Below are 18,499 nucleotides of genomic sequence, written 5' to 3' on the forward strand. Positions count from 1 at the left end.
ATTTGAGAATTTATACAAGTAGTTTAGTGAAATTTTTAAAAAACCATGACTTGATCAGCGTACTTCAGGCATGGATTTCATGTATGTGGTCATAAATAAGCGTCTGATCAAGCTAAAATCAAATTATCGCTATAGTTTTGCAATAAACTGCATTTATTATCTCAATAGCATAGCTAGAAGCTAATAAGAGTATGAGCAAATTTACTAGACGCACCTTTTTAACTGCGGCGACGGCTTCCGCTTTGACGGTGGCTTGTAATCGTTCTCCTCGTCCCCAAGCTGCTAATCAAACTGCAACGAGAGTAGTCGCCCTAGAATGGGTGTATGTAGAAAACCTTTTAGCTTTGGGAATCCAACCTGTAGGAGTTGCAGATATCCAGGGCTACAAAAAATATGTCAACATCCAACCATCCCTAGATGAGAGTGTAGTTGATGTAGGAACACGTCAAGAACCAAGTTTAGAAGCGATCGCGCAATTAAAACCCGATTTAATCTTAGGTGTAGAGTTAAGACATCAAAATATTTACGATACCTTATCTGCGATCGCCCCCACCCTCATATTTAACCCCTATCCCTCGGCGCAAAACTCAAATCAACTCGATGAGATGCAGCAAACATTCCGCAAAATTGCCGAAAGCGTCAACCGTCGAGACATAGCCGAGAAAATCCTTCAGCAAATGCAAACCCAATTTCAAACAGCAGCCACCCGCATCCAAAACACCCAAAAACCCGATTTCATCCTCGGACAATTCAGCGACAACGCCCCCCAAATCCGCCTTTTTACCGATAACTCAATGGCTGCACAAATCCTCACAGCCATCGGTTTAAAAAACGCCTGGAAAGGAGAATTTGACCGTTTTGGCTTCAACACAGTCTGGGTAGAAGCACTACCAAAAGTACAAACCGCCAACTTCATCTATATCGCCGCACCCAACAGCCCCTACCAAAAACAACTAGAAACTAACCCCGTATGGCAAAAACTACAATTCGTCCAACAAAACAGATTGTATGCGATCGCCCCAGACACCTGGCTATTCGGAGGCCCCCTATCAGCCCAAATCCTCACAGAAAAAATCATCCAAACCTTTGCGTAACCTCCGCGTTAACCTCCGCGCCCCTTTGCGTTTCAAATTCATGCTCAAACCCCTAATCACCCCAATCCTCATCCTCCTCCCCCTCCTCCTCCTCCACAGCAACCCCATCACCACCCCAGAAGACATCCTCCTCTACATCAAACTACCCCGCACAGTCATCGGAATCTTATCAGGCGCATCTTTAGGAATAGCCGGCGCACTATTCCAGACAATCACCCGTAACCCCCTAGCCTCACCCGCCACATTAGGAGTCAACGCTGGCGCATATTTAGCCGTCACCGCCACCACCATCTTTGCACCAGAAATATTTAGTTGGTCGCCTTTACTGGTAGCATTCACAGGTGGAATATTAGCAGCCTTACTCGTCTACGCCATAGCCGGGAAAGAAATCACCCCCATTCGCCTCACCCTCTCAGGAATGGCCGTTTCCCTAGCCTTAGCCGCCTTCACTTCCGCCTTACAACTACTCTACGAAAACCAAACCCGTGATTTATTTTTTTGGGGTGCAGGTTCTTTACTACAAACCAATTGGCAGGGAAGTATTTACGCTCTACCTAGAGTATTATTAGGAGCGATCGCAGTTTTCATCATCGCCAAACCCTTAGATGTTCTCCTGTTAGGCGAAGATGTCGCCCGTTCCCTCGGTGCAAAAGTCCAGTGGACACGCTTATTTAGTACCCTACTAGGTATATTTTTAGCCTCCGTCGCCGTGAGTGTAGTCGGGCCGATTGGCTTTGTAGGTTTAGTTGCACCCCACATCCCGAAATTAATGGGATGTCGCCGACACCGAATTTTATTACCATCGGCGGCGATTTGGGGCGCAGTAGTCTTACTAGCTGCTGATTTAATAGCACAGCAGATATCTAGTGAATTACCTGCGGGGAGTATCACAGCTTTATTAGGCGCACCGTTTTTAGTCTGGTTGGTACGCTCATCGCCTCGTCTATTGAGTAAAACAGGGGGAAATCATGGTTTCATCAAATCCCGTCTCCCGTATCCTGTTTTACTGTTTGCTGGGTTTGTTTCCCTACTACTAGTGCTGGTTTTGGGATTATCCCTCGGCAATATGAATTTAGGTATTGATCAACTTATTTCAGTCATCGTGGGAAACAGTGACGCGCTTACAGAAAGGATAGTCTTATACTTACGCCTACCCCGCTTACTGGTAGCATTATTAGCAGGTGCAGCTTTAGCCATCAGTGGCTTATTATTACAGGGAGTTGTCCGCAATCCTCTAGCCGCACCGGAAATTATGGGGATTACGTCAGGGGCAGGTTTGGGGGCATTGCTAGTATTAGTATTACTACCGAATTTACCTGTAACATTCATCCCAATCGCTGCTTTTATTGGTGCAGTTATAGCCTTTGGTGTAGTTTATTTAGCAGCTTGGCAAAACGGTGTAGCACCAGCGCGGCTAGCTTTGATAGGAATTGCGGTGTCTGCGTTTTGTGCGGCTGGGATTAACTTGTTGGTAGTCAAATCTAAATTGCAGGTAGCTCAGGCGTTGGTGTGGCTAGCTGGAAGTACCTACGCTCGCCAGTGGAATGAGGTATGGCAATTGTTAGGGTTTCCCTTGATTTTATTACCTTTGGGGTGGTTACTTGCCCGTAAATTAGATGTCATGGCGTTAGGGGAAGACTTACCGCGAATTTTGGGGATGCGTTTACAGCAAGCTCGTGGTGTAATATTAGCGATCGCAGTTGCTTTAGCTGCTGCTGCTGTTTCGACGGTGGGAACTATTAGCTTTGTCGGGTTAATTGCTCCCCATGCTGCACGTTTATTAGTTGGTTCTCGACACCGCCAGCTAGTACCCATAGCTGCTATTTTAGGTGCAGTCTTAGTAAGTTTAGCTGATATCGTTGGTCGCGTTGTTTTAGCTCCAAAAGAAATTCCCTCTGGGTTAGTCACTGCCCTAATTGGTACACCTTATTTTCTGTGGTTGCTAGGATTTAGCAGGAGGTTCTAAATCAGCAGTGAAACCCAACAATCATAAGACTTTGATGTGTTGGGTTACTCTTTGCTACGCAACGCTAGCGCGAACGAGAAGGCTGCGCCTACGTTCCTCAACCCAACCTACATTTGCATCATATTTTTTGTGAAATGGTATTAGACTTTAACTTTAGCCATACTCATAGTTTCCTGTGGGTAATCTTCTTCAGCAAAGTAGTAGCTGTAGCGTTCATTGTAGGAAACCACACCGTTAACTACTTGTCCTAAAACATTTTGACCAGATTTTTCTAAAAATTCTCTAGCAAAAGCTGCATTGACTGAATCTACTACACCTGGACGAACTACTAATAAAACACCATCAGCCATTTGTCCCAAGGTAGCAGCATCAGCTGCAACATTTAAAGCAGGGGTGTCAATAATTACAAAATTATATTTAGTTGCAAAGGTGTCAATTAAGGTTGCCATACGTTTGGAGTCTAATAGAGATGCAGGATTAGGCGGTACTACTCCAGAGGTGAGGACATCCAAATGTTCCATCACTGGCTTAATGGCTATTTTAGTATTTGTTTGCTCAACAATTACATTACTTAGACCTTGACTATTATTAATGTCCCAAATTTTATGCTGTACGGGACGGTGTAAATCTGCATCTATGAGTAATACTTGATGTTCTTTTTGAGCTAATGCTGTAGCTAAGTTAGCAGCCACTGTTGACTTACCTTCTTGGGGGACAGAGCTAGTGACAACAATCACTTTTAGCTCTTTATCAGCACTCATAAAGCGCAGATTTGCTCTTAACATCCGATAAGCTTCACTGATAGCAGAGCGCGGAAAATCCCTCATAATAATTCTTTGGTTATAATACTCTATGCCTTCATCTTCCTCCCCATATTTTTTGAACTTATTAACTCTGGGAATTACACCTAATAAAGTTAAACCAATTAACTTTCTAGCTTCATCAATATTTTTGATAGACTTATCTTTTGCTTCCAAAATATACACGGTGACTAAAGATGCTACAAAAGCTAACAAGCCAGCACTTAAGTAGGAAATTAGGGGAGAAGACATCGGCTCATCTGGTATTTCAGCCGGGGAAATAATGCTGGCATTACCAACATTTTGATTCTCCGCTATCCGACTTTCTTGCAGTTTTTGTAAAAGTAATGAATAGGTAATTTGAGAAACCTGGATTTTCCGGTCTAATTCACGCTGTTTTTGTTGCAGTTTTGGCAAATTATTTAGTCGTGTTTTATAGGCAGTTTGCAAGTTAGATAAGGTAGTAAATTGATTGGCTGCTCCTAGACGAATTGACTCTAATTCTACTAATTTAGCTGACAGTTGTTGTTGCAATGTACCTAATTGCAAGTTCTGATTTAGTTGAGATGGATTTGTGCCGACAACTTGACTAATTCTTTGTTGTAATAGCCTCTTTAATGATGCTAATCTTTCCTCTAATTCAATAATTTGTGGATGTCTATCTTGCAAAAGATTACGCCTTGTGGTCAGTTGTGATTCTACTTGCTGGATTTCTTGGAGAATATTTTGTACACCAGCAGTCTGACTGAGGGAAGTCATCAATACTGCCTGTTGTGAGTTCATACCGAGTTGTTTACGAATTGATTGAGACTGTGCCTCACTATCAGCTACTCTAGATTGAGCAGTATTCATTTGATTTTGCAGTTCTGTGATGACTTCCAGTGCTTTTGTTGCTTCTTCTTCTAAATTAACAACTTTGTATTTTTGTTTAAAATTAGCTAGTTCGGCTTCAGCTTTCTGCACAACTATTTCTGCATTTGGTAGTTGTTTTTCAATAAATTTACGAGCAGCAGAGGCTTCATTTTTGATGAAAGAGATATTTTGCTCTAAATAAATTTCTACCAGAGTATTAACAACTTTGGCAGATGTTTCAGGATGAGGATCATGGTAGGAAATTTGCAGAACATCAGTACCTTTAATATCTTTTACAGTCAGCTTTTTGAGAAACTCCCTAGTTTTTAAAGGACGACCTCGATTATCTTTTAAATTCAGCTTAGTTATGGTTTTTTTGATAATTGGGTTAGAACGTATCACCTCTGCTTCTGTATTCAGGGGATTAGTTGTTTGGTTTTGCGCTACCGACTCTAGTTTACTGATTTCCGTACCGACACCAGTGAGAGTTGAAGTAGTATTTGTTCGTTGAAACTTTAACTTTGCTTCTGCTAGATAAGCAGGTCTCTTCAAATAAACCAAACCTAATGAAGATATCAAGAAAACAGGTATAAAAATCAATATTGCTGATGTTCTACGACGATTGAAAATGTGCCAATATTTATCAAATGAAGAATAATATTCTTGAGTTTCCATAATTAATTGGGATGGTTTGAAAGTGAGTTTGATGCTGAGGTGTGTCAAAGAAATTTCATTTTAAACCATGAATAGAGGTCTTTGATTTTTGTGAATACCGTAGTGAATTGTTGTGATTTCATCGATCACTCTTGTTAAATCTTCGGTGGTGAGATTAGAACCAGAAGGTAAGCAAAGACCCCGTGTAAATAAATCTTCTGCTACTTCACCGCCAAAACATTCACATTCAGAAAATACGGGTTGGAGGTGTAAAGGTTTCCAAACTGGACGAGATTCTATTTGCTCTTTAGCAAGTGCTAAACGGACTTGTTCTCTGTCTGCACCAAAGGCTTGAGAATTTATCGTCAAACAAGTTAACCAGCGAGTTGATTGGCCATAATCAGCTTCTGGCATAAATTCTAATCCTGGTAGTTTTGCCAGCGCAGAGGCATACATCTGAAAGTTATGTCTTCTAGCGGCAACTCGCTCATGCAAAACCAGTAATTGACCGCGACCAATCCCAGCTAAAACATTGCTGAGACGGTAGTTGTAGCCAATTTCTGAATGTTGGTAGTGGGGAGCGCGATCGCGTGCTTGGGTTGCTAAGAATCGAGCTTTGTGAACTAATTCTGGGTCTTGGGAAACCAACATTCCACCACCAGAGGTAGTAATTATTTTATTGCCATTGAAAGAGTAAATACCAATGCGTCCAAATGTTCCAGGCGAACGTCCTTTATAGGTAGCTCCTAGACTTTCTGCGGCATCTTCAATTAAGGGAATTTGATAGTGATTGCAGACTTGGAGAATTGGCTGTATATCTGCACTTTGACCATATAGATGTACCACTATTACAGCTTTTGGTAATTTACCCTGACGGGCGCGATTGTGCAAGGCTTCATGCAACAAGTCTGGGTTCATATTCCAAGAATAGCGATCGCTATCAATGAAAACTGGCTTTGCACCTAAATAAACTATGGGGTTAGCGGTAGCAGCAAAGGTTAAAGTAGAACAAAACACCTCATCCCCAGGTTCTACTCCCAGCAATCGTAAAGCCAGATGCAAAGCAGCAGTTCCAGAACTGACGGCAGCCGCATGACTAGCACCAGTGATTTGACAAAATTCTTCCTCAAAAGCATCAACATGAGGGCCGACAGGTGCAATCCAATTCGTGAAAAAAGCTTCTTTAACAAATTCTAATTCTTCAGATCCTATATGGGGAGTTGAAAGTAATATTGGGTTCTTCATCTTGATCTAATTAATCAATAACTCAAGACATGACAAAAAGTGGTGTAGTATTCTTTATGTGTTCCTCGTTCCCTCTCTATTATCGTGAACGATAAGCAGGAAAGAAGTCTGATGCTAATAATTGTGAAGCTGGGATATCTAACAATTTCGCTTTTAAGTTAACTAAATGATGATATTTTTCTTCATCAACTATTAAACGTAAGGTTAAAAATGTATGAGAAAGTTGAGAGAATCCAGATTTGAAAGTATACAAACTATCTGTTGTTGAACCACCAAGTCCACCACCTAAATGTAAAAAATTATCTCCCCGTTCTTTAAACCACGATCTTGCATAGTCAGTTTCTAAACTACTAGGTGATAGATGCACAAACTCATTTTTTGTTCCACCTAAGGCACTTTGTACAATTCCACAACATTCTGTATATAAACCAGCAGAAGCTATCTGATTTTCATATTCAACTATACCTAAATGTAGATGAGAACCTAACAATTCATTCATCTGACTAAAATATTCAAAATTAAAGGAATAATATCCTGATGTTGCACTTACCCGTCCCATCGTTTCTTCATAAATGGCAACAAACTCATCTAAATAATCAGTAAATGAAACCATTCTGGCAACCATTCCCAAACGTTTGCACTTATTAATAGTGCTACGAAGTCCTTTTCTGGTCTGACTCCAAAAGTTAGAAGTATTTAAATCCACTGAGATAGTTTTGCCATTTAATCTAAAAGTTTCTGGTGCAAAAATATCAGTGAAGCTTTCACTAAGAATCGGATGTAAACGTAAGAAAGCAGAGCATATTCCTCTAGAAGAAAATTGTTGCTTCATTAAATCTAGAGCAGCATCTGCAAATCCAGGGGTATTAATAGCGGATTCATTCATTAAAATTCCTGGATAGCCATAGGGTGAAATTACATCAAAAATACTATCTATTTCTCCCAATACTACGTCTTCACAACTCCTCATCAAGTAAGGCAAGAAAAATATTTTTTCTCTATCTGATATCAAAATAGCTTCAGGAATTGTACGCAGTCGATTTGCTTCTAGATATAGGTATTCAGGTAAATGATAAATGTCATGAGGTAATTTGCTTAAAGTATTGATCCACAAAGGGTCTGATAAACTAATTACTTGAACTTCCATTTTATTGTTACCTCATCTATTGTTGTAAAAAAACTAAAAATATTAGATAATTTCTCGAATTAAAACAAATCCCTCAGCCGCAAAACGGTTAACGGTACTACCTCGTAATGTAGCAAGAGCGCGGAGAGTTTCTTCTGAACGCTCATGAGGAAAAGATTGCACTTCAGAAGCATACTTTTGCATAGCTTTGAGTTTGGTTTCTAGATAGGGAGAAATATCAAAAAACACATTAGGAATAAAACCAGGAGTTAAATAAGGTGCATTCCAATTAGTTTCTGAGAGTGTTTCATAAGCATAGATAGTTTTAGGTGTATATCCCCCATTAGGCCTAGCAGCTACTAAACTTGATAAAAAAACTCGTTGATGATCTAAATGAATATCCCCACAAAAGGGAATAAACATAATTTCTGGTTGAATGCTGTGAATAGCTTCATTCAATTGACGATTAATGTCTCGATGAGGAATGGTATCTAAACGAGCAGCAGGTAAACAGAGAATGATTGTCTGTTTCACCCCTAGCAGTTTATGAGCAGTCAAAGCTTGTATGCGATCGCACTCTGCAACTTGTTCGTCATAATCAGGTGGATAAGCTTGAGTCACAATTACTACAGAAACCTCTGCACCTTCATCACTAAACCTGGCTATTGTTCCTCCCACCCCTAAAACTTCATCATCTGGATGGGGTGCAATTACTAATACTTTTTTGCTCATGTTATCCTCAATTTTTAATGTGACTAGTTTTGCAGAAATTTATTGATCTCTGAAGCACCCCAGCAAAATAGTGTGTCAATGATTGATAAATGGGAAATAAAACCTAACTCTGGTAATATCTGGGGATAGAACGGAAAACTAAACTCTTGCCACATCACATCTATATCTGCTGTTGCAAAAGCAGTTAAATCCATATAACCTCTGCCACCAGAACCAGATAAATAAGTATTAGCTCCCACCGCTTTGCAAGCATTAATTAGTAGTTCACTTTTACTACCTTCAACATTTAATTCTGATAAATAGATAATGGGTTTATTGATGTCTAATAATCCCATCATCCATTGAATTAATTCCATGTTTAACTCACATAAATTACTCCAGTTTCTTGATAATATGTGCTGCAAATCAGGTGCATATTTTTCAAAGTAAGGAGAACGCGCATAATTAGTTTGGATACTATTCCAATGTTTGCGTGACCAGGGAATTTCATTATTAATTTCCATTGAACCAATCGTTTCTTCTGCTCTAGAACGGTGTATAACTGGAACAGTCAACCATTGCTCTCCCTGGGGAGTTTTAATTTTATTACGATGTTGTACTCCTCGTCTTTCAAATTGAACACTATCCATTGCTATAAATAAATCACAGTGTTGTAATTTATGAAAAAATCCCAAATAAGGTAAATACTGAGGTTGATGAATGGCGGTAATTTTCATTTTTTTACTCTCTAAACTCTTTAATGACTTACTTAAGAAGTTTGTTCTTCATAAACTCCTTCTTTCCTTAATACAACTGGAATTGTTCGCAATAAAATTAATAAGTCTAGCCACAGTGAGAAATTAGCTACATAAAAAATATCTAGCTCTAATCGTTTCTCTAAACTGTTACTTAATCCCCCATTCACTGCTTCCCAAGCTGTAATTCCTGGTTTGACAAGTAAGCGTAGTTTTTGTTCTTCAGTGTAAGTAGATAAAGATTCTGGTAGCAGAGGACGAGGGCCAACTAAACTCATTTCTCCTGATAAAACATTAAATAGTTGAGGTAATTCATCAAGGTGATATTCTCTGAGAAATTTTCCCACTGATGTCACACGAGGATCACCTTTGAAAGTATCAAGACCTGTACCTTGATGAATTGCTCCATCAATCATGGTGCGGAATTTATAGATCCGAAATGTTTTACCCAGTTTTCCTAATCGTTCCTGACAAAATAAAATTGAACCTGGAGAACTCAACTTGACTGCTAAAGCAATTAAAAAAAATACAGGCAATAAAATGATAATTGCGATAGTAGATAGAGTGATATCTAAATAGCGTTTCCAGGTCAATTCAACTCTCAAATTTTGGCGTTTTTGCAGATAGTTATTTTCAAATTCTTGCCATTCTGCTTTTGTCCAACATTTTGAGGAGGTTTGGATATTGTCATTGACAACATGACAATGAAAAACATTCGTCTTCATAGATTTAAATTCCTATTAGATTGTTGATATCTACAAAGTGTTGAGAATGTAGACTGTATTACTTCTGTACCTTTATTCCCGCATTTCTCATCAAAACTAGAGGCAAATATTGAGTTCGTAGTAAGGACTTTAGTCCTTATTTGTTCCCTGCGGGACGCTCCACGAACGCGGAGCGTCTGTCTACGACACGCTATGCGTTGGCGTAGCCTCTCGGAGAGAACGCAGAGAGAACTAAAGTTCTCACTACAAACTTTTAATTATTTACTCTGTTCTACTTATAAACTTGATACTTGACTAATTTAGTCTGTGGAGAAACTTTTTACAGCTATATATGAAGCATAAGTTATTAATAAATATATCTCTAATTTTTACGCTTCACTTGCCATTTTGTCACTTTTAGTAAATTTACAATATCAACTAAAAGTCAGCATTTAGCTACCGATTAATAACCATAAATAGCCTCATGGTATAAATCATCATGTTGTTTGATAATGTGGGAAATATCATATTCAGCAACACATTTTCTTCCTTGTTTACCCATGATGATGGCTTCTTGAGGATGATCGAGAATCCATGCCATTGCTATTGCCAGAGCCTCTATATCACCCACTTTGACTAACAAACCACAGCCCTTAGCTAATAAGTCTCTAGTACCTCGAATATCTGTACCAATGACAGGAGTTTCCAAACACATTGATTCCATCACACACCGAGGTAGTCCCTCATGTTCAGAAGCTAAAACAGTCGCTACAGCTACACGCATTAAGGTTTTAATATCCTGACGCACTCCTAAAAAGTGGACTTGATTTTCTACCCCTAATTCAATTGCTAATTGCTGCATCTGCTCCATCAAATGACCATCTCCAGCAAAAGCTAAACGTGCTTCAGGTCGAGCTAAATGAGCAAATGCCTTTAAAACATCTTGAGGACGCTTACGAGAGGTGAACTCAGCTACTGATAAGAATAGTGATGTTTTTGATGTTAAATTTAATTCCTGTCTTAACTGTTCAACCTCAGTTTGTGGAAGATTATCACTATTATAATGTTCTAAATCTACGCCAATTCCCGGCATATATCGAATACGTTCAGATGAAATTAGCTTCTGTTGTTTGGCGGTTTCTTCATCCTCACGATTAATTACTACTAAATAATCTGTCCAACATCCGGCTAACTTTTCTAATGTCAGGAATAAGGCATTTTTGAAAAACTTGCCACCGCGATAAAAGTGAAAACCATGCGCTGTGTAAATAATCTTTGGTTTTTTGCACTTATTCATATCCTTAAGTGCATATCGAGTCACAAAAGATGCTACTGGTGTGTGAACATGAACTATGTCATATTGCTCATGAAAAATCACTTCTTGAATAGTCCGGGGAGCAATGATTAGATTATTTAGTGCTAATGGATTACGAGACCATTCTACATTCCAAACACGGTCAAAAGCTTGTGAACATTCTATACTTTCAGAAATACCTTGAGCCATTGCATCTACCCGCCAACCCTGATGGCGAAAGTGATAAGCAAAGGGTAGAAGAAATGCACTCAGAGTATCTGGGACAGTAGTAATTTGTAAAATACTTTGCATATTTATTTATAGGGAGGAGTTAATTTAATCAAGCGCACAAATCGCACAGTTAGGTCTGATTGACCTCCATTAAAGACTCGAAAATCCATATTGCTATGCTGACGGTTCATGAAAGCAGCATCATTTATTTTAAAAGTTGTTGTTTTCCATTTACCATCATTGATGTTTTTAACTGGAGATGAGCGTTTATAGCTTTTACCATCTGAAGCATCATATTCAAGCCACCATTTGCTTTTATTGTTATCCAAGTATGTAACTTTAATTTGGATATTATTACTACCACCTCTCATAAATTTGTCATCGACTCCAAAGTAAATGTAATCGCTACCATTTTTATGGTCAGTACGTCGCGCTTCATAACTTTCTTCATTTAGTTGAACTGGGGTTTTAATGTAATTTGTTCTAACTGTTTTACCATCAGGTTCAACTTCTCTTTGAATTAACCAGCGTTCAAAGTTTCTTACCCACCAATCTTGTCGTTCACCAAGATGCCATCGCGCCCATAATTGATAAACATCTTTTCCTTCACGCAAGGCACACCAAGCATCTGGAGAATCATCATAATGTCTACCTAAAGTTTTAAGTAGATAGTGATGTAACTGAGGTGCTTTTGACCAAATTTCTTTACCCATAAATATGACATTCACTCGCGCTTGCAGATTTTTTAGTGCTGTCATTTTTAGTTGGTAATAATTAGAAACAGGAATATTTGTGTTTCCTAATTCTTCGCTTTCGCTGCCTATAAATCGCTGATTACTAGCAATTAAAGGAGCGTTGTCATTAACTAGCATATATTTACCATTGTCTATAGTAGCTACTGAAATACCATAATTAGGCATATCAGTGGCGATAAAATTGTATTTTTCTAGCAAACCAAAACGGGTGCTACCACCTTTTTCAATCACATAATTGAATAACTTTCTATCTATGGCTTTTCGCCATTCAATATTGCCATCACATAAACAAATTGCATCTTGGTCAGTATACATAAGTTTGTAAGCATTTTCTTTACCAAAAGCATCTAGATAAGCATCTATTATTTCTTTAAACCAGTTGATAAAATCTTCTGGAGTTATTCTTTTTTCAGTCATATTTTGGATAAATTCAATATCAAACTCTCCCCATTTCCAAGCACCGGGTATGTAAGCAAACTGTAAATGGGGATGTGAGCCAAATTGATGTTCTTTAAAACTCTGTAGTAATTTCTTAAATTCTTGTTTAAATCCTGAGTGCCACATGGGATAAAACCATCCCTCACTCATTACGTCAAAATTATCTATGTAAGGTTGGAGTTTTAATGGCTTGAGATCAGGATATTTTTTTTGTAGCCATTCTGGGCAATGTATGACATCTGAATTTTCCAGACGGAGATAGATATTATGAGATTGTTTAAGAGCATTTTCTAAAATACTCCAGTCATATACACCCTCTTTTGGGTTGACATCCCGCCAGCGAAATGTGATTAATTTTAAAGTTTGTTCTGGTACATCTTGAGGATTATCGCCATAAAATCCCACGACATTAGGAAGGGGTTTTACCCATTCTGGCAACCACCAATCATCTTCTGAAATATTTTGTTGAAAATGATGGTTGGTGATGGGTGAGCCTTTGATGGTGATGAATCCTACAAAGATTGTGATTAGTAGAAAAACAAAGCAATAAGGTAAGTGAAAAAATCTTGCTAGTCTTTTGAACATTAGACTGTTGAGGTGAGAATTAATTTGTATTTATTTTGGTAAAAAAGCTGTAGCTTTGTAATTTTTGACTGTTTGTTTTTGCTCAATTAGACTGTCATATAAATCTTCATAACAATTGACAATAGAATCTAATGAGAAAAACTCTATGATTCGAGTACGTGCTGCTTGTCCTAAAGTCTGTCTCTGTTCAGAGCCTATTTGAATTAAATCTTTCCAAGCATCGGCTAAGGCTTGTGGATGGCGTGGAGGTACTATTTTTCCTGTGTTGTGTACAATCAAACCTGAATCACCAACATCTGTGACGATGCAAGGAACACCGGATGACATGGCTTCTCCAATAACTAACGGAAAGGCTTCTCCATAAGCGGAAGAAGAAGTCAAAATATCGATTGAGGCGATTAGACGATGGATATCTCTGCGTTCTCCCAGTAAGTGGACTTGCTCAACTAAGTTTAAATCACTTAACTGCTGAGATAAAATCTGATTTTTTGGCTCAACCTCAGTCCCAGCTAGAACAAAATGTACTTCTGGAAACTCTTTGACTAATAAAGCAGCAGCTTGCAGCAGGTTAGCATGGTCTTTCATTGGATGAAAGCGAGCAAAAGAACCAATTAAAAATGATGCTGGTGATAAACCTAGTTCTTCTCTAACGCTGATTCTGGCTTCGTTGGATGGCTTGAATAAAGATGTATCAAATCCATTAGGAATAATGCAACTGTTATGTCGGGAGTATCCTATTGCTTGATGATGTCTTTGACTTTGAGAAGATACAAATACTATTTTACTTGCAAACCGAGAAATCCGTGAACAAAATCTAATAATTATTTGGCTTAACTTTTTCTCAGTTGCGAGTGAATTAATAGAATGATGAATACTCCAGATGACAGGAATTTGAGATAAGGAAAGAATACTACCTAATTGTGCAGCTAAATTACCGTGATACATCCAGCCTTGGATAATATCAGGTTGAAGTTTACGTATGATTTGTATTAATCGCCATATTACGCCAGGGGTAGGTAGAGAGCCAATTTTCATATCTAGAGTATAAACAGGGATATCCAAGGTGGTAATGCGATCGCCTAATGTCCCCCGATCCATTAAAGAAACGACAACTGGCTGAAATCGCCATCGGTTGATTTTATTGAGCAAGTTGTAGAGCATGATCTCTGCACCACCAGTTGAAAGTCCAACAATTAGATGTAATACAACAATTTTTTTACCAGAATGCAAATTATCTGACATGACTTTGACTCCGAAAAGTTTGATGTTTGCGATGTCTGAGCCAAGATGTTTTATGAACTATGAAAAATAAGACAAAACTAGAAGTGAGATAACAAAAATAACCTTTGATGAAATATTGGGGATCACCTGAACCACAAAAATCTGTCCAAAATCTGGCTGTGATGGCGTAAAAGAATGGCATCCAACATATAGTTTGCAGATGTCTGCTGCAAATAGTTTGTAAGTAACGACCTACCCATCCAAAAGAACAACAGAAAATCATTAATCCAGTCCATGACATACTATAGATGGCAAAAGCCAAAAATCCGGGGGGAACGGTATATTCATTGGTTTGAGCAACAAAGTAACTGTTATAATCGAGTATTGTTTTTGGTGATTCAAAACCAAATAACTCTTTGGGAATTAAATCAGCTATACCTAAAAAGAAATCTACAAATAGCCTCAAATCATAATTGTTAGTAAACGCTGCATCTAATGAATGAACTGGATAAGCAAAACCCGCTAGAAAAGTGTAGAAATCTAAATGATCATTAGATGATGTTGTTTGGATGGAAGTTATAAATCTATCTGTAAAAGCTTCTAAGCCATCTGGGAGTGCAGTTAAGCTAAAAAAGAAGTTTTTACCATATAGAATGAAGGGAATTGATAAGGTGATTATAATGACAATAATTTTGAAATGTATTTTTTGGGTTCGGAGCGCATAGCCTAAATAAAAGACAACAAAATAATTAATTATTTGTTGGCGGCCACTCTCCATAATTGCTGCTAAAAGTGAAATCATTACTGAGAATGCAAAGAGAATATACAGCAACAATTTATGTTTTTTATGCTTGTGAAAAAATATTAAAGCACCTATGAGATAGGAGGCATAGAAAGAGTAATAGGTTAATTTTTGAAAGAATAATAATTTACTACCACTTTCTAAATTATGCTGAGGACTGATTCTAAATAGCATTGCTTGCGATATGGCATTTAATAACCCACCTTGTTCTGATGAGTATATGTACATTGATATACAAGCAAACAATAATAGTAGAACAGCATAGATGATTAGATTTTTGCTGCTGTTGCTTTTAATCACTATTTTCTGTGCTAATCCTTTGGCTGATTTTGAGTAAAAGCCGATCAGTACAAAAAAATATCCTAAAAATATTGCTAAAGCTGTTTGAGGATTACTAACATAACTAGAATTATCATACTTTAACATCAATATTGAATTGGAGTTGAAGTATTGGGTTATATCTAAGACAAATGCAGGTAAAGGATACCAGATTAAGAAAAATAGATGAAATAAGGTAAGAAAATCTATTTTATCGGGTTTAGAACGGACTATTTCTATGAAGAAGATAAACAATATTAGTCCTAAATAAGCTATAGATAGCATGATTTTATTGAGTAAATTACTAGATTTAGTTATGAAATAAATTAATAAGAGCTTGTTCAGTTTTTAAGACTAATTGATTATTAGAAAAATGAGTGATTATTCGCTTTTGAAGATATTGGCGATCGCAACGATGAATCTCGATATTTTCTATTAAACTATTCACAGCATTTTTTAAAGCTTGAGGATTTTTAGGTGGTATGACTATACCTGCATCACCAACAATTAAAGCTGAATCACCTACATTAGTAACTACACAAGGTACGCCACAAGCCATAGCTTCTCCAATGGCATTAGAAAAGCCTTCTCCATAAGCAGAAGCAGAACAGGCAATATCTAACGCATTGTGTACTGCTGGCATATCTTTGCGTCCTCCTGTCCAGATAACTTTATGAGAGATATTTAACTTTTTAGCTAACTTTTGTAGTTGTTGTTTATAAACTTCTGAACCACCACCCACACACACAAAATGCACATCTTGTCTTTGTTGGCATAATAGTGCTGCGGCTTGCAGGAAATTAGGATGATCTTTCATCACATCTAATCTTGCGACTAAACCGACTAAAATAACTGACTGTGAAATTCCCCATTCACTGCGGACTTTATTTCTAGCGATTGGATCAGGATAAAATCGTTTGATATCAATACCATTAGGAATTACCATAATTTTATCTTTAGGTAATCCATAATCTAAATATTCGCTGCAACCAGCATGAGAGTTGGCAATGATTAAATCAGTTAAATGACATAAAGGAAAATCTAACTTAGATAGCAATTTACCCAGCCAATCGGAACGTTCTGGAGACATTTGAGATTCACGTATTCCCCAAATGATGCGAGTTGATGGTAAAAAAGGCTTTAGGAATATAGAAAGTAAATTGGCTTCACCAAGATATCCATGCAATATATCAGGTTTGATGTCTTTGACTTCTCTGAGAAGACGCAAAAAGAAACCAAATACATCCCAACGCTTTCTTTTATTAAGGCATATTAATGAAATACCACTATTTTTGATATCTGCTTGCAATTCACCACCTGCATAAAAGTATAAAACTGTGATATCAAATAATTGCTGATTTAGACCTTTAACTAAAGTGATTAATTGTCTTTGTGCGCCACCATAGTTAAGATCACGAATTAAGAAAGTCAGTTTCTTTTTCATGGCTGTTCACTGATAACTCATAAATGTTTGTAGTAAGGACTTCAGTCCTGATTAGAGGACTAAAGTCCTCACTACGAACTAGATATTTTTAATATCTTCAAAACAAATTAAGTGATCAAATAACTTCTGAAATTGTATATCTATATTTTCCAGAAATACTTGATGCAATATCATCTACAAATTCTACTTTGATGTCACAGTCTTGACCCATGACAGTTTTAATTTTTTCTTTGATTAATGAAAAGTCGAATTGTGCTTTATTTCCTAGCTCATTCAGTACTATTTTGATGTGAATTAAATTGTAGGTTTTCTGAACAACTTGGAATTTTTTAATTCTATCATTATTGAAAACAACAGCGAGGAGTTGAATAAAATATCCGCCAGGAATTATATCGCCTTTGCTAGTTTTGAAGTTATCAACGATTCTGCCAGAGACTTCTTGCAGAATTTGTGCTGAATCATTGCTGTGGGGGGATAAAATTCCGCGATCGCCAATTTTATAGCGAATCAATGGCATAGCAAAGTTAATTAAACAAGTCACAATAATATTGCCTTCAACTCCTGGAGGTACGGGACGATCATTGTCATCCACAATTTCAACATAATTTCCCCAAGGTGCTATCCACAAGCCTTGATATCCTGGTATTTCACAAGCTATATCTCCCACTTCTCTAGAGCCATAACGGTTATAAACTCGACACTGAAACACACTCTCAATCTTTTCTCGCATCCAAGGGTGGAGGGTTTCAGCTGTGGTAATAATTGCCTTTTGAGGTACAACTTTCAGCTTCTCAGCCTCAACTAATTTTGCTAACGCATACATAGCTTGAGAGTAGGCAATAATTAACTTTGGTTGTTTCTGCTGGAGTAATTGCAAAAACTCTCTGGCTCTATCTGCATCTATTTTTTGAAAGGCATTAATATAAGTAGTATTTTGCAGAAAGTTAGAAATTGGTTTCTTCCAGCCGATTTTAGCTCCTAAAATATCTCTTTCTGAACTCCATAAATGTACCTCTGGTTCTCCTAAATCACGTCCACTAACTAGGTAAGAATACAGTAACTTTATTGCCACTGTTTGATCAAGAAAATCCTGATCTTGAATAATTTCTAGTGGTTCTCCTGTTGAACCACCAGATTTTTGAAAATACCAAGAACGCTGTGCTATATCTTGAGACTTCAGTTGTTCAAAATTTTTACGTATTATATCTTTTGTTAAAATTGGTAACTTTTTCAGATACATCTCTGGCTGATGTTCAAGAAGTTCTCTTGCACCAATTTGATTCATAATTTCTGCATAATACGGTACAGACATTTGACAATGATGCAGCAGCTTGATTAACAATTTCTGAGTTGTATTGCTAGGAATATTAGTATGACTTTCTCTTGAAAATTGATTGTAGTATTTAAATAAGTTTCTGCCTTGAGAATAACTATAGATTGAGTAAAGTAACTTTCTCATATTCATAACAAAGAATTTCCTTATATTAATACAGTGTGCTAGTGG

14 protein-coding genes are annotated in these 18,499 nt (G+C 37.6%); 2 read left to right on the forward strand and 12 right to left on the reverse strand.

The features are described from left to right. Positions 1–191: 191 nt before the first annotated feature. Positions 192–1,094: an ABC transporter substrate-binding protein gene (locus tag ACPZ3T_RS01630; protein WP_490273247.1), complete on the forward strand. Its 903-nt coding sequence runs from the start codon at positions 192–194 to the stop codon at positions 1,092–1,094. 40 nt (positions 1,095–1,134) lie between these two features. Next, on the forward strand, positions 1,135–3,060 hold the full coding sequence (fhuB, locus tag ACPZ3T_RS01635) for a Fe(3+)-hydroxamate ABC transporter permease FhuB (RefSeq protein ID WP_490273248.1): 1,926 nt from the start codon (positions 1,135–1,137) through the stop codon (positions 3,058–3,060). A gap of 140 nt (positions 3,061–3,200) precedes the next feature. Here fhuB and ACPZ3T_RS01640 read toward each other — a convergent pair whose 3' ends face one another. The 12 genes from ACPZ3T_RS01640 to ACPZ3T_RS01695 all read right to left on the reverse strand — a co-directional run bounded on the left by ACPZ3T_RS01640 (position 3,201) and on the right by ACPZ3T_RS01695 (position 18,460). Then, positions 3,201–5,387 carry a GumC family protein gene (locus ACPZ3T_RS01640; protein ID WP_490277090.1) on the reverse strand — a complete coding sequence of 729 codons (2,187 nt, stop codon included), beginning with the start codon at positions 5,385–5,387 and terminating at the stop codon, positions 3,201–3,203. A gap of 60 nt (positions 5,388–5,447) precedes the next feature. After that, positions 5,448–6,611 (reverse strand): DegT/DnrJ/EryC1/StrS family aminotransferase, encoded by a 1,164-nt coding sequence (locus ACPZ3T_RS01645; protein ID WP_490273249.1) that lies wholly within the window; start codon positions 6,609–6,611, stop codon positions 5,448–5,450. Between the two features lie 79 nt (positions 6,612–6,690). Further along, positions 6,691–7,758: a FemAB family protein gene (locus ACPZ3T_RS01650; RefSeq protein WP_490273250.1), complete on the reverse strand. Its 1,068-nt coding sequence runs from the start codon at positions 7,756–7,758 to the stop codon at positions 6,691–6,693. A gap of 42 nt (positions 7,759–7,800) precedes the next feature. Then, positions 7,801–8,469: a PIG-L deacetylase family protein gene (locus ACPZ3T_RS01655; protein ID WP_490273251.1), complete on the reverse strand. Its 669-nt coding sequence runs from the start codon at positions 8,467–8,469 to the stop codon at positions 7,801–7,803. Between the two features lie 23 nt (positions 8,470–8,492). Further along, complete coding sequence (locus tag ACPZ3T_RS01660) at positions 8,493–9,185, reverse strand: WbqC family protein (protein WP_490273252.1); 693 nt, start codon at positions 9,183–9,185, stop codon at positions 8,493–8,495. Between the two features lie 32 nt (positions 9,186–9,217). Next, complete coding sequence (locus ACPZ3T_RS01665; RefSeq protein WP_490273253.1) at positions 9,218–9,928, reverse strand: sugar transferase; 711 nt, start codon at positions 9,926–9,928, stop codon at positions 9,218–9,220. 442 nt (positions 9,929–10,370) lie between these two features. Continuing rightward, a complete protein-coding gene (locus tag ACPZ3T_RS01670; protein WP_490273254.1) occupies positions 10,371–11,513 on the reverse strand; it encodes a glycosyltransferase in 1,143 nt (380 codons plus the stop codon). Positions 11,514–11,515: 2 nt separating this feature from the next. Next, complete coding sequence (locus ACPZ3T_RS01675) at positions 11,516–13,210, reverse strand: beta-galactosidase (RefSeq protein ID WP_490273255.1); 1,695 nt, start codon at positions 13,208–13,210, stop codon at positions 11,516–11,518. Between the two features lie 30 nt (positions 13,211–13,240). Continuing rightward, positions 13,241–14,452, reverse strand: a complete 1,212-nt coding sequence (locus ACPZ3T_RS01680) for a glycosyltransferase (RefSeq protein WP_490273256.1) — start codon at positions 14,450–14,452, stop codon at positions 13,241–13,243. Next, complete coding sequence (locus ACPZ3T_RS01685) at positions 14,442–15,836, reverse strand: O-antigen polymerase (RefSeq protein WP_490273257.1); 1,395 nt, start codon at positions 15,834–15,836, stop codon at positions 14,442–14,444. Before ACPZ3T_RS01685 ends, ACPZ3T_RS01680 begins: the two co-directional genes overlap by 11 nt. Positions 15,837–15,861: 25 nt before the next feature. Continuing rightward, the gene (locus ACPZ3T_RS01690) at positions 15,862–16,995 is read right to left on the reverse strand and encodes a glycosyltransferase (RefSeq protein ID WP_490273259.1); all 1,134 of its coding nucleotides are present in this window, start codon (positions 16,993–16,995) and stop codon (positions 15,862–15,864) included. 115 nt (positions 16,996–17,110) lie between these two features. After that, positions 17,111–18,460, reverse strand: coding sequence for an AMP-binding protein (locus tag ACPZ3T_RS01695; RefSeq protein ID WP_490273261.1), 1,350 nt, complete (start codon positions 18,458–18,460; stop codon positions 17,111–17,113). Positions 18,461–18,499: the final 39 nt, after the last annotated feature.

It is taken from the genome of Aliinostoc maniaoense, from assembly GCF_058172895.1.